The organism is Nostoc sp. (genome assembly GCF_036917575.1).
Taxonomy (GTDB): Bacteria; Cyanobacteriota; Cyanobacteriia; order Cyanobacteriales; family Nostocaceae; genus Nostoc.
This window is the reverse complement of the sequence record NZ_JBALDC010000010.1, coordinates 1-12,551: the sequence shown is the minus strand read 5'-3', so window position 1 is coordinate 12,551 and position 12,551 is coordinate 1. Positions and strand designations below refer to the sequence as shown.

General features: G+C 42.6%; 11 protein-coding genes and 2 pseudogenes. 7 read left to right on the top strand and 6 right to left on the bottom strand.

Features of this window, described 5'->3' with window-relative positions; genetic code table 11:
• Nucleotides 1-166 precede the first annotated feature (166 nt).
• Nucleotides 167-718: a ribosomal protein S18-alanine N-acetyltransferase gene (rimI, locus tag V7K79_RS02555; protein WP_335044414.1), complete on the bottom strand. Its 552-nt coding sequence runs from the start codon at nucleotides 716-718 to the stop codon at nucleotides 167-169.
• A 98-nt stretch (nucleotides 719-816) separates the two neighbouring features.
• Here rimI and lysA point away from each other — a divergent pair, with 98 nt between their 5' ends.
• The 3 genes from lysA to V7K79_RS02540 all read left to right on the top strand — a co-directional run bounded on the left by lysA (nucleotide 817) and on the right by V7K79_RS02540 (nucleotide 3,979).
• Entirely contained in the window at nucleotides 817-2,214 is a 1,398-nt protein-coding gene (lysA, locus tag V7K79_RS02550; protein WP_335044413.1) for a diaminopimelate decarboxylase, read from the top strand.
• Between the two features lie 95 nt (nucleotides 2,215-2,309).
• Nucleotides 2,310-3,233, top strand: coding sequence for a diadenylate cyclase CdaA (gene cdaA / locus V7K79_RS02545; RefSeq protein ID WP_335044411.1), 924 nt, complete (start codon nucleotides 2,310-2,312; stop codon nucleotides 3,231-3,233).
• Nucleotides 3,230-3,979 (top strand): isoprenyl transferase, encoded by a 750-nt coding sequence (locus V7K79_RS02540; protein ID WP_335044410.1) that lies wholly within the window; start codon nucleotides 3,230-3,232, stop codon nucleotides 3,977-3,979. The genes cdaA and V7K79_RS02540 overlap by 4 nt, the downstream gene beginning before the upstream one ends.
• Before the next feature lie 63 nt (nucleotides 3,980-4,042).
• Here the strand turns inward: V7K79_RS02540 and V7K79_RS02535 are convergent, their stop codons facing one another.
• A complete protein-coding gene (locus V7K79_RS02535; protein ID WP_335044408.1) occupies nucleotides 4,043-5,059 on the bottom strand; it encodes a potassium channel family protein in 1,017 nt (338 codons plus the stop codon).
• A gap of 402 nt (nucleotides 5,060-5,461) precedes the next feature.
• Here V7K79_RS02535 and V7K79_RS02530 point away from each other — a divergent pair, with 402 nt between their 5' ends.
• Complete coding sequence (locus tag V7K79_RS02530) at nucleotides 5,462-6,742, top strand: aspartate aminotransferase family protein (protein ID WP_335044406.1); 1,281 nt, start codon at nucleotides 5,462-5,464, stop codon at nucleotides 6,740-6,742.
• A 47-nt stretch (nucleotides 6,743-6,789) separates the two neighbouring features.
• On the opposite strand, the pseudogene V7K79_RS02525 reads toward V7K79_RS02530, so the two are convergent.
• The 4 genes and pseudogenes from V7K79_RS02525 to V7K79_RS02510 form a co-directional block, all read right to left on the bottom strand.
• Nucleotides 6,790-7,397 (bottom strand): annotated as a pseudogene (locus V7K79_RS02525) (DUF4129 domain-containing protein).
• A 173-nt stretch (nucleotides 7,398-7,570) separates the two neighbouring features.
• Nucleotides 7,571-8,059 (bottom strand): DUF2243 domain-containing protein, encoded by a 489-nt coding sequence (locus V7K79_RS02520; protein WP_335044403.1) that lies wholly within the window; start codon nucleotides 8,057-8,059, stop codon nucleotides 7,571-7,573.
• Nucleotides 8,060-8,153: 94 nt separating this feature from the next.
• Nucleotides 8,154-8,550 (bottom strand): annotated as a pseudogene (locus tag V7K79_RS02515) (pentapeptide repeat-containing protein).
• Between the two features lie 72 nt (nucleotides 8,551-8,622).
• Nucleotides 8,623-9,060, bottom strand: coding sequence for an RrF2 family transcriptional regulator (locus tag V7K79_RS02510; protein WP_335044401.1), 438 nt, complete (start codon nucleotides 9,058-9,060; stop codon nucleotides 8,623-8,625).
• A 584-nt stretch (nucleotides 9,061-9,644) separates the two neighbouring features.
• Between V7K79_RS02510 and ilvD the strand changes: the two genes are divergently transcribed.
• The 3 genes from ilvD to V7K79_RS02495 all read left to right on the top strand — a co-directional run bounded on the left by ilvD (nucleotide 9,645) and on the right by V7K79_RS02495 (nucleotide 12,324).
• Nucleotides 9,645-11,351 carry a dihydroxy-acid dehydratase gene (gene ilvD / locus V7K79_RS02505; RefSeq protein WP_335044400.1) on the top strand — a complete coding sequence of 569 codons (1,707 nt, stop codon included), beginning with the start codon at nucleotides 9,645-9,647 and terminating at the stop codon, nucleotides 11,349-11,351.
• Nucleotides 11,352-11,567: 216 nt separating this feature from the next.
• A complete protein-coding gene (locus V7K79_RS02500; RefSeq protein ID WP_335044398.1) occupies nucleotides 11,568-11,906 on the top strand; it encodes a hypothetical protein in 339 nt (112 codons plus the stop codon).
• 172 nt (nucleotides 11,907-12,078) lie between these two features.
• Entirely contained in the window at nucleotides 12,079-12,324 is a 246-nt protein-coding gene (locus tag V7K79_RS02495; RefSeq protein WP_335044395.1) for a hypothetical protein, read from the top strand.
• The last annotated feature ends 227 nt before the right edge of the window (nucleotides 12,325-12,551 follow it).

The following is a 12,551-nucleotide window of genomic DNA, read 5'->3' as shown; positions in this document are numbered from 1 at the left end:
TTTATATAGAATATTTAAATAGGAATTGGCGTAGCAAAGTTGCATTTTTTTGCTGAGGGCGATCGCTAGCCCAAATAAATAAGGGAGTGACAAATAAAAAAATACCCATACAAGATTAGATAATTTATTTGTTGGAAGTTCCTAATTGAAAATTAATAATACCTAACTACTTAAAAAGCAAGTGCCAAGAGGATTTGTCTAGGCGATCGCTGACAATGGAATACCATTGGTCTAAAGTTGCTTGAAATTTGGGGTGTTGTAAATCTGGTAGCCAAAGGATTAAAGCGTCCTCATCGTTATCTTGGTAGTAACGCCGCCGCCGCCCTGCTGTTTTGAAGCCAAATTTTTGATATAAAGATATAGCTCCTAAGTTGGAAGCTCGCACTTCGAGGGTAGCTCGCTCCATTTTGCGATCGCAAGCTGTCTTAATGAGTGAATATAATAAAGCCGCACCCATTCCTTGACGCTGATATTCGGGATGAACCGCCAAAATTGTAATGTGGGCTTCCTCTAAAATTGACCAAAAGCAACCCATTCCCAGTAGTCTCGAATTAGAGACAGGGGAAAATAAACCCAGTAAATCACTGTTGGGACTGTCCAACTCTCGTTGGTAGCCCTCCATTGTCCATAAACCACCAAAACAGGCTCGATCCAGTTCCAATAATGCACTCAGATGTTCTGGGGTGAGTACTTTAATTTCTAAGTCTAATGAAATCACATTTACATTTATTGAATAACGTTACAAACCCTTTGTAAACTGGGAATCGGGAGACGAACTCAAAGCCCGTAATTTGAACAAGGAAAACTTTTACAGTTATGGTATCGACTCACCCCACTGGGGTTCAACATTCTGGAAGTCAATATTTACCTCAAAGGCATGACACCAGCGCCAACCCATCGCCTAATCAAGAACTTTTACCCTTGACTGCCAGAGTTCACAATCATGACCTCTTGGAAATTGGTGGGTGTGATGTCACGACTTTAGTTGAGCAATTTGGTTCACCTTTATATATTTTAGATGAAGAAACTTTACGTTCGGCTTGTCAGCAATACCGAGATGCTTTCAAGCAATACTACAAAGGTGAATCTCAAGTATTGTACGCCTCAAAAGCTTGGAATTGTTTAGCAGTTTGTGCGATCGCCGCCTCTGAGGGTCTGGGAATCGATGTAGTTTCTGGAGGCGAGCTTTACACCGCCTTGCAAGCGGGTGTTAGTCCTGAGAAAATTTACCTCCACGGAAATAATAAATCTCGTGAAGAATTAATTTTAGCGATCAAGTCTGGTGTCACCATTGTGGCGGATAACTGGTATGAATTACATACTCTTGTCGAAATCGCCCAACCCTCTCTTCCAATTCGCATCATGCTACGGCTAACTCCCGGTATAGAGTGTCATACCCACGAATATATTCGCACGGGACACTTAGATAGTAAATTTGGCTTTGATCCTAACAATTTAGATGAAGTCTTTGCCTTTGTCAGTCAACAATCTACCCTGAATTGCGTAGGAGTACACGCTCATATTGGTTCCCAAATTTTTGAGCGCCAACCGCATCAAGATTTGGCTGCTGTCATGGTGCAGTGGCTGCGGGATGCTACAAAGTATGATTTAAAGATTACAGAATTAAATGTTGGTGGCGGTTTAGGGATTAAGTATGTAGAATCAGACGACCCCCCTAGCATTGAAGAGTGGGTGAAGGCGATTTGCGAAGTAATTCAAGCAGCTTGTGCAGCCGAAAATCTGCCTTTGCCGAAATTACTTAGCGAACCGGGGCGATCGCTGATTGCCACAGCTTGCGTTACTGCTTATACTGTTGGTTCATCCAAGGTCATCCCAAAAATTCGTACCTACGTGGCAATTGATGGAGGAATGTCTGACAATCCCCGCCCGATTACTTACCAATCAGTTTATCGGGCAGTCATTGCCAATAAAATGTCTTTTCCTCTAAGCCAAACAGTCACAATTGCCGGTAAACATTGTGAATCAGGAGATATTCTGATTAAAAATGCTTTACTTCCAAAGACTGAACCAGGGGATATTCTCGTAGTTATGGGAACTGGTGCGTACAATTACAGTATGGCATCTAACTACAACCGCTTGCCCCGACCAGCAGCAGTCGTAGTGGCGAATGGCGAAGCAAATTTAATTTTGCAACGTGAAACTTATGAAGATTTAATTCGACAAGATCGCCTACCAGAAAGACTAAAAACTTAGTCATTTGTCTTTGGTCATTAGTCATTTGCAAATGACTAATGATCAATGACTAATGACCAACTGTAAATTAGAGGCAAAAATATAATCCAGATGTCATGAGAGATTGGTGGAAGCAATGGCTGATAAACCTGGGGTGGTCACAGTCCTTGCTACTTGGGACTCTGGATATTGTCTTAGTGCTAGCGCTGACGTACATGATACTAGTTATTATTAGTGAGCGCCGGACACTATGGATGGTGCGGGGGTTCATTATCTTAATGCTAGCCTCAGCACTAAGTGGCAGATTCGGACTACCTCTGCTAAGTTTTGTACTAGAAAAGTTGGTGATTGGTTGTGCTGTGGCGATGGCAGTTGCTTTACAGTCTGAGTTTCGGCGGTTTCTGGAGCAATTGGGGCGTGGCGAATTTCGCCAGCTGTTTCAACCCGACCGTCTGGCAATCCCCAAATCTGATAGTGTAATTGATGAAATTGTTGAGGCTGTTAAAGAATTGTCAAAAAACCGCATTGGAGCTTTACTAATTGTGGAAACCACAGGACCAATTGATGAGCGAGATTTTTCTGTGCCAGGGGTAAAGCTAAATGCGGAAGTTTCTAAAGAATTAATCCAGACAATTTTTCAGCCAAAAACTTTGTTACACGATGGAGCGACATTGATTCGTGGCTCACGGATCGTGTCATCAGGTATAATTTTACCACTTTCGGGACGCACAGCCTCGCGCCAGTTGGGAACACGCCACCGGGCAGCAATGGGAATTACTGAGCGGGTCGAAAATTGCATTTGTGTCGTTGTATCTGAAGAAACGGGTTCTATTTCCTTAGCGGAACGCGGAACCCTAAATAGACCACTGACGAATAGAAAACTCAAAGAGTCATTAGAGGCTGTTTTGTCTCCATCTGTAGATAGGGAAGCAGTTGCTCCTGGTCTGTTGAGTTTTGTTCGTCGGGTAGGTGGGAAGACACTAGCACTAGTTTCACGTTTACTCAGATTACCATCGACCGCTTCTCGAGATAAAAAATGACAGCACAACAAACTAAACTGCAAGATTTACCTACTGATTTAAAACGAGAACTATTGCCGCAGCACGTTGCGGTGATTATGGATGGTAATGGTCGATGGGCTAAACGTCAGGGTCTACCTCGAATTATGGGTCATAAGCGAGGAGTCGATGCTCTCAAGGATTTACTTCGCTGTTGTCAGGATTGGGGAATTCAGGCACTGACAGCTTATGCTTTTTCAACGGAGAATTGGAAAAGACCGCAGGAAGAAGTAGATTTTTTGATGACTCTATTTCAAAGAGTTTTGCGCCAAGAACTGCGGGAAATGGTCGAAGAGAATGTTCAAATTAAGTTTGTAGGGAATTTGCAAGACTTACCGCGATCGCTCCAACAAGAAATTTTCCGTTCAATGGAAGAAACTAAGGATAATCGCGGTATCCGGTTCTCGGTAGCAACTAATTATGGCGGACGGCAGGAAATTTTACAAGCTTGTCAAGCGATCGCCAAACTTGTCCAGCAAGGTATGCTACAACCCAATGAAATTAATGAGCACGTCTTTGAAAGCCACTTATATACAGCCGGAATTACTGACCCAGATTTGTTAATTCGCACAAGCGGAGAAATGCGTCTTTCTAATTTTCTTCTCTGGCAAATGGCTTATGGAGAAATTTATATTAGCGATACTCTCTGGCCCGATTTTGACCGGGCTGAGTTTCATCGCGCTTTGTGTGCTTATCAGCAACGGGAGCGGCGATTTGGGAAAGTCTAAATCTGTTTACGCAATTAAACTATATAAACAATACTAATTAGTATAAAAAGTAATTAAATAAAATCAGTTATTTTTCGGTTGTCGCAGTTTCATAGAATTCATTGGGCCGAGAATTTGATTCAGGCTACGTAACTGCTCTGCTGTACCCATACCAATTAGCCGATCTCCCGGCATTAAAATCGTATCGCCAGTGGGGCCACCGATTAAAGTCCCATCAACACGGTGAATTGCCAGAACCAATGCCCCAGATTGCGATCGCAATCTTGCCTTTTGCAAACTTTGACCCACAACAGGACAGAAAGCTGGGTCGAGTAAAAATTCTTCCATATACAACTGTCGGTCTGCACCAGTTAAAATCCCGTCTACAAAATCCAACACCTGTGGTCTGAGTGCCGCAGCAGCCATCCGCTTTCCCCCAGTAATATAGGGAGATATCACTTCATCTGCACCACCGCGTCGTAACTTCTGTAAAGCTTCTTCTGTACTTGCCCGTGCAATCACCCTAATTCCTGAATTCAGTGTTTTTGCTGATAAAACAATATATAAATTTTCAGCATCTGAAGGAAGAGCTGCAACGATACACATCGCCCGTTCAATACCAACTTTTAGGAGTGTGTCATCTAATGTAGCGTCACCTTGGTATGCTGTATAACCTTCAGTCTGCGCCCTTTGTATTGATTCCGTCTCCGAATCAATTACAACAAAAGCTACATCTTCTGTCCGAAATTCCTTAGCAATTTGCCGACCAGTCCGACTAAATCCACAGATAATGTAATGCTCTGATAAAGATTCCATTAACCGCCTCTGTTGTTGTAGCCGAATTCCTTCTTGAAAATAGCCTTGAATGATCGCTTCTGTAAATCTGTTGACAATGTAACCGATATTGACTACACCCAACAAAATCAGGGCAATTGTAAATAGTCGTCCTCGGCTACCTAGTGGATGCGTCTCTCCGTATCCTACAGTCGCTAAAGTAATCACTGTCATGTAAGCTGCATCTTCCCATGACCAGCCCTCCACTAGCCAATACCACAAAGTGCCAATGAAGAAAACACCGCCAAGAGCGATCGCCCCAGCCATTAACTCCTTTTGGATACGTTGATATTTTTGCTCAAGTGTTGAGAATGACGTAAAAATAGTACTTTTAACCTACTTTTTCTAGTTTTCTACACTTTAAAGTTATCTATACTAATAGTCCAATAACTCAGGACTATTTACCTTTTTTCTTATCTAATGCTTCTTGGGCTATTCAGTCAATCGTAATCAACAAAATCCCCGACTTTTTAGAGAAGTCGGGGATCTGTGGCTTTAAATTGCTCAAGTCTTGAGTATAAAGTTTTTTCACCACCGCCATACCTTTGAGGTTATATAAGCGTTAGTTTAAGAATAAGTACGAGTTGTGCTAAATAAAAAGTATTTTTTAGGGATTTCTAGGAAACTAGTAAATAACTATATAATGAAAAACTTTCAGGAGGAGCGGTAGTGAGCCTACAAACTCTCGTTGACCAAGCCACCATCCCCCCAGATTCAGGGTCAGCATCTAGTCCCTTTGATACAGATAGCTTTAATGAAGCTGTCATGTCTACCTACGCCCGGTTTCCCTTAGCCCTAGAACGGGGTGCTGGATGTTGGGTTTGGGATACACAAGGACGAGAATATCTGGACTTTGTAGCGGGAATTGCCACTTGTACTTTGGGACACGCCCACCCAATGATGGTAGAAGCGGTGACACGCCAAATCCAAAAGCTGCACCATGTCTCTAATTTGTATTACATCCCTGAGCAAGGTGAATTGGCAAAATGGATCGTCGATCATTCCTGTGCCGATCGCGTATTTTTCTGCAACTCTGGAGCTGAAGCTAACGAAGCTGCAATTAAACTGGCGCGGAAATATGCCCACACAGTACTAGACATTGAAAAACCGATTATTTTAACCGCCAATGCCAGTTTCCACGGAAGAACTCTGGCGACGATTACCGCCACGGCACAACCGAAGTATCAAAAGTACTTCGATCCCTTGGTTCCTGGATTCCACTACGTAAATTACAACGATATTAACGCTGTAGAAGTGGCGATTAGCGAGTTGGATGAAGGCGATTATCGGGTAGCGGCGATTCTGATCGAGCCATTACAAGGAGAAGGTGGTGTACGTCCGGGAGATGTTGCCTATTTCAAAAAGCTGCGGCAAATTTGCGATGAAACTGGTATTCTATTGATTTTTGATGAAGTGCAAGTTGGTATGGGGCGCACTGGCAAATTATGGGCTTACGAACATCTCGGCGTTGAACCGGATATTTTCACCAGTGCCAAAGGCTTAGGTGGCGGTATCCCGATTGGCGCAATGATCAGCAAGAAATTCTGTGATGTTTTTCAACCAGGAGAACACGCCAGCACCTTTGGCGGAAATCCTTTTGTGTGTGGTGTGGCACTCAGTGTTTGCCAGACATTGGAACGGGAAAATATTTTGCAGAATGTGGAAGAACGGGGTGAACAGTTGCGATCTGGATTAAAAGCGATCGCAGCGAAATATCCTCAGCAGATTGGCGAAGTTCGGGGTTGGGGTTTAATCAACGGTTTGGAGTTGCGAAGCGACATTGGACTAACCGCAGCCGATGTTGTCAATGCTGCCATCAAAGAGGGCGTATTGCTAGTACCAGCTGGACCAAAAGTAATCCGGTTTGTACCACCGTTGATTGTCACAGAGGCAGAAGTCAACACTGCCTTGCAAGCTGTGGACAAGGCGATTGGGATTCTCACCAAATAGAATATTGTTTGTTTTGTGTAGAGACGTTGCGATGCGGCGTCTCTTTTTCATTCCGGGGAAATTTCTCGATAAGCTTGCCGGCACTGCTCATAATTGTCTGACAAAATTTCGGCATTACCAAAACATAATTGCTCGTGTGTGGTAATTAAAGTTTCATAAGGCTGTATAGGAGTCACAGACGATCGCAGCAATTGCAGATATTCTCCATCAGTACGGCTGAGTTTGTGGGGTGCAATCGCGTTTTGATGCAACTGCTGCAACATTGCTAAATAAACACAACGGCAAGCCTCACGATAGTTACCTTGACGGTAAAATTCTTGCGATCGCTCCAACAAAAGAGCAATCGATGACTCATTGGAGCGAGTTTTTACGCGAAAATCAGTGAGATTGCCGCTTCTATTTAGCCAAGAATATATATAGGGATTGAATTCTCGCCATAATCGCCAACCCACCCACGCTAAAAATAATCCCAGTACGAGCCAAAACAGAAATTTCAGCAATTCACCTAGCCAGGGGTTAATTGACCATCCAGTAGGCAATTCTGGTAAAGCGTGTTCAAAGCGGTAAAACTGGTATTCCACCATTCACCCGCTTGTTGTTGGAATTGAGAAAGCTGCCAACTCCAGCTAGTTTTTTCAAAAGTATCTGTAGGCATAGGGGGGAAGGGGAATGGGAAGTGAGGGAAGCAGGGGGGACAAGGGGACAGGGAAACAGGGGGACAATCTGACTAAAGTTAGAACTTGCAACAAGTCTTTTTTTTCCCCTTGTCTCCAATTCTCAAGAGTCCCCTTGTCCTCTTCCCCATGCCCCATGCCCAATGACTAATGACTAATGACTAATGACTCTTGACTCTTTTTTTATCACTATCGAGCCGATAACAATAAGTAACGCACCGAATGCAAGAAATCCTAGATCCCAAACTAACTGATTTGGGCCTGGTTTCACATGATGGATACCGAGAATTTGGTGGTCAATTAAACCTTCAACGAAGTCAAACAACCCAGCCCCAATTATTAGTGACCCAATAAAGGTCTGTGATGACCAAGGAACATCATCACGTCCTCCAGCACGCCATAGCAACACAAGTCCTGCCACGGTGAATACCCAATCAAAGGCATGAAATAACCCATCCCATACCATGTTCAAATCTATATTCGCCATGTTTGTCAGAGGTCGAATGCTACTGAGCATGTGATGCCACTGGAGGAGCTGATGTATCAAAATTCCATCAAGAAATCCTCCAAGACCCACACCAAGAAAAATTCCAGCAGTAATTAGTGGTGCGCGTTGGTTGGGGGTTTCACTTTTTGCCTCCATTGTCAACCTCATAGATCGGCTTTCTTACCAAACTACAACATCTTTTGGGAAAAAAATCTTCTATCTTCAGACAAGTACAAGCGTTTAACTTCAATTAATAATTTACAAATTTAATCTGCATACCTGCTTTCACTGGGTCGAAATCTTGGGGAAAATGGGTGGTGCGTTGGCGTAGCCTACCGTAGGTAATCGTAGTCTGCTTTTTTCAGATTCGCTCCTTTAAGATTAGCTTGGCAAAGATTTGCTGAAATCAATAATGCTCCCCTAAGATCGGCATCCTTGAGATTAGCTTGACTAAGATCGGCAAAGCTCAGATCAGTTCCCTTCAAATTAGCGCTACTCAAGTTAGCTTCACTTAAGTCAGCATAGCTGAGGTCAGATCCTTTTAAGTTAATGCCTTGCAAATCAGCATTACTCAGTTCTGCTTTACTAAAGTCCCGTTTTCCTGCTGCATAACTCTCTACAAGAGTATGAGAATTGACTTCAGGCATATAACAGCCTCACAGGCGATCTTGTTATTACTTTCATACTGAGGATGAAAATTTTCTGACTTCATCCCTTACCTAAATGTAATACATGAGTTCCTTCTGCTGTCGGATTGTTCTGCGTTCACAAAGGTCTTGGAGTGTATATTTTTCTAAAACGGAGTTAGCAGCCTGACGTGCTTCCTGCCAAACTTCCTGAATTAGCTCACCTTCTACTGTGTTGGGAGTCGGTTCACAATCAGAGACAACAATATCTGACCCTTCCATGCAGCTAAAAGCATCCAACACTGTAATCTTTCCGGGATCTCGTGCTAAAACATAGCCACCTTTGGCTCCACGTATACTCTTAATTAAACCTCCACGTCTTAATGTTGCTAGGAGTTGTTCTAAATAGCGGTTCGGTATGTCTTGCAATGCCGCTATCTCTCGAATTTGTAGGGCTTCACCATTAGAGTAGCAACTTGCCAATTCTAACAGGGCTAAAAGTGCGTATTCTGATTTATTAGAGATTACCACAGGCGTAATATTTTAAACTCACATTTCAAGATACAAAGTTTTTGAATTCGTTTCCCTAAGCTATTGCGAAGAAAAACTTTACAATTATCTTATTGTTGACCGGCTTACTCTACTTTAAAGACCTTAAAGCATACAAGCAATTATATTTTTTTGTAAATTCAATAAATAAAAGTGATTGATTAGACTACAGTTTTTCTAAGCTTGACTTGCTCCATTTTTTTCCCAACGCGATACTTCTGCTCCCGTCGTTGCACGATCGCTTCAACTGAAACCTTTATGGGACACTAGTTTTACTTTTTTAACTTCATCGATAATCTGTGAGGTGGAAAAAGTATTCGCCAAAAAGCTAGAGTTTTTGCCGGATAAAGAAAACCGAGTCTTAATTTTGGATAAAGTGGAGCTAAGGGAAAACTGACTTAAAATGCTCAAATGTAATTCCTCGGCTACAGCAAAAAAGTAGCTTAGGTGTCGTAGTCACATTTTTTTGACACTTTATAAGTCTCAATTTTAAATAAATATATATTGGACATCTCAAAAAAGGCTACATATCATACTCGTACAGAGATTTGATTGAGGCCAAAGCAATGAGTGAAAAAACAACATCAGATAATTTTAGAAGTAAAGTTGTTACACAAGGGGTACAGCGATCGCCAAATCGCGCTATGCTGCGTGCAGTAGGTTTTCAAGATGAAGACTTTAAGAAAGCAATTGTCGGTGTGGCTAATGCCTACAGCACCATCACTCCCTGTAACATAGGCATTAATCAATTAGCACTCAGAGCTGAAGCTGGAATTAAACTAGCCGGGGCAATGCCGCAAATGTTCGGCACAATTACTATTAGTGATGGGATTTCGATGGGAACTGAGGGGATGAAATATTCCCTAGTGTCACGAGAAGTGATTGCTGACTCCATTGAAACCGTTTGTAATGGTCAAAGTATGGATGGTGTAATTGCCATCGGTGGCTGTGATAAAAATATGCCAGGGGCAATGATTGCAATCGCAAGGATGAATATCCCGGCTATCTTTGTTTACGGTGGGACAATTAAACCCGGACACTACGAGGGTCGCGACTTGACTGTTGTGAGTTCTTTTGAGGCTGTGGGTGAATACAGCGCTGGGAAAATTGACGATACCGAATTGATGGAAGTAGAACGCCGCGCTTGTCCTGGTGCTGGTTCTTGCGGTGGGATGTTCACAGCCAATACTATGTCCTCAGCCTTTGAAGCGATGGGCATGAGTTTAGCTTATTCTTCGACAATGGCAGCGTCAGATGATGAAAAAGCCGATAGCACCGAAGAATCAGCCAAGGTTTTAGTAGAAGCAATTCGCAATCAATTGTTACCCCGACAAATTATCACCCGCAAATCTATAGAAAATGCTATTTCTGTAATTATGGCTGTGGGTGGTTCAACTAACGCCGTGTTACATTTTCTGGCGATCGCTCGTGCGGCTGGTGTAGAACTTAATCTAGATGATTTTGAAACTATCCGCAGCCGTGTGCCTGTTTTATGCGATTTAAAACCCAGTGGTAGATATGTTGCCACAAACTTACATCAAGCTGGTGGTATTCCCCAAGTGATGAAAATGCTATTGATACATGGATTACTCTACGGCGACTGTATCACCATCACAGGGAAAACCATCGCCGAAATTTTAGCAGATGTCCCCGATGAACCACCTACCAATCAAGATGTGATTCGTCCTTGGAATAACCCGATGTATGTCCAAGGTCACTTAGCCATCCTGAAAGGGAATCTCGCTACAGAGGGAGCAGTAGCAAAAATTACTGGGATAAAAAATCCTCGCATTATCGGTTCTGCAAGGGTTTTTGATTCTGAGGAAGAATGCTTAGATGCCATCCTTGCAGGTAAGATTAAAGGCGGTGATGTAATTATCATCCGCTACGAAGGCCCGATTGGTGGCCCTGGGATGCGGGAAATGCTAGCACCCACCTCAGCAATTATTGGTGCGGGTTTAGGTGATAAAGTTGGGTTAATTACTGACGGACGCTTTTCTGGCGGTACTTACGGGATGGTAGTCGGACACGTTGCTCCCGAAGCTGCCGTTGGAGGTGCGATCGCTCTGGTTAAAGAAGGTGATAGCATCACTATTGATGCTAATTCTCGCTTATTACAAATCAACATTTCTGATGCAGAATTAACTAGTCGCCGCGCCAAATGGCAACCCCGTCCACCCCGTTATACAACAGGCATCTTAGCAAAATATGCGAAGTTAGTTTCCTCTAGCAGTGTTGGTGCTGTCACAGACTTAGATTTATTTCCTGAGTAGGCAGTAAGGGTAGAGACGCGATATACCGCGTCTCTCTACAAGAGTATAGTTTCTACCTCCTGCCTCCTGCCTCAAAACCCGTAACTTTGTACTTCATGCAAAAGAAAACTGCTGTATGTTTTAAAGTAGAAAGTAGTTGATTGAAAGTGTTTGTTACTACCAATGAAAGTTATAGGGTTAATCCTGCCAGTCCTGTTGCTACTATGCAGTCCTGCTATGGCAGTTGAGCTTAAAGGACAAAATATTGATGGTCAAAAGCTGCCTGCTAGAGCTTATTACTATGCAACTGGTGGAGTCTACAAAGTTCAGGTGCGCTTTCACAACAAACGAGCCACAATTTACTTTGAGGATGGAAACCAAACAACTATACAGTTGAACCAGGAAGCGATCGCTGACTCAAAGAATATTGAAGGTTTTGGAAAACTAGGACAATATCCTTTAAATAGAATCTTCAGTGTTGGGTTGGTGTATGACAATAATTGGCTTGGTAGCAATGATAGTCAATTCCAACTGTCTAATCCGCTAGATGGGTTGTGGAAAATTAGTTTGGAGTGAATACTCATCTGACTTTAAAAAGGTTTCTCACTTCTGACAGGGCAACTCAACAATATGTCCTCTGCTAGATAGGGAATAACTACTTAATTAATAAAGTAACATAAGAGTACTTAGGCAGCAACCAAAATCCTGGTATTACTGTTTCGATGATTCGCTTCACATTGAACATCGAATGATGACAAAATTGGAAGACAATGATTATGAGGAACTGGTAATTATCCTTAGTAAAGCATTTGTTGAGAGTAATTTAACTTGGGTAGAGTTTGAGCAAATGGCAAAGCGGATAGCGCAGGGGCAAGCTCATGACCAAATCATGCGAGAACTCAACTTTGATGAACAAGTTTTTCCCCAGCTATCTGCAATGATGACTCAAGGTTTTGGCTGTGAACATCTTAAATGTATTAATCCAGATTTTTAATGAGTATCGTGTTTTACACAAAAAATCGTTTTTTGTGTAAAACACGACACTTATAGCAGGAGGCAGCAGGCAGAAGGCAGATCGTTTTTAGCTTCTCCCAAGGGGAGAAGGCAGGAGGTAAAACTATTACTATTCCTAGCTTTCACTCTTTTAAAATGTCCTAACCTATGTGACTACGGCTATATCCCTCTTCTGTCACTTTCCGGTTATTCTAAATAAAAGGATTA

What these genes read in the sequence shown, in the direction of transcription:
- V7K79_RS02520 (WP_335044403.1), bottom strand. Translation starts at nt 8,059, where the DNA reads ATGGAGGCAAAAAGTGAAACCCCCAACCAACGCGCACCACTAATTACT.
- cdaA (WP_335044411.1), top strand. Translation starts at nt 2,310, where the DNA reads ATGAGAGATTGGTGGAAGCAATGGCTGATAAACCTGGGGTGGTCACAG.
- V7K79_RS02540 (WP_335044410.1), top strand. Translation starts at nt 3,230, where the DNA reads ATGACAGCACAACAAACTAAACTGCAAGATTTACCTACTGATTTAAAA.
- V7K79_RS02495 (WP_335044395.1), top strand. Translation starts at nt 12,079, where the DNA reads ATGATGACAAAATTGGAAGACAATGATTATGAGGAACTGGTAATTATC.
- lysA (WP_335044413.1), top strand. Translation starts at nt 817, where the DNA reads ATGGTATCGACTCACCCCACTGGGGTTCAACATTCTGGAAGTCAATAT.
- V7K79_RS02500 (WP_335044398.1), top strand. Translation starts at nt 11,568, where the DNA reads ATGGCAGTTGAGCTTAAAGGACAAAATATTGATGGTCAAAAGCTGCCT.
- V7K79_RS02535 (WP_335044408.1), bottom strand. Translation starts at nt 5,059, where the DNA reads ATGGCTGGGGCGATCGCTCTTGGCGGTGTTTTCTTCATTGGCACTTTG.
- ilvD (WP_335044400.1), top strand. Translation starts at nt 9,645, where the DNA reads ATGAGTGAAAAAACAACATCAGATAATTTTAGAAGTAAAGTTGTTACA.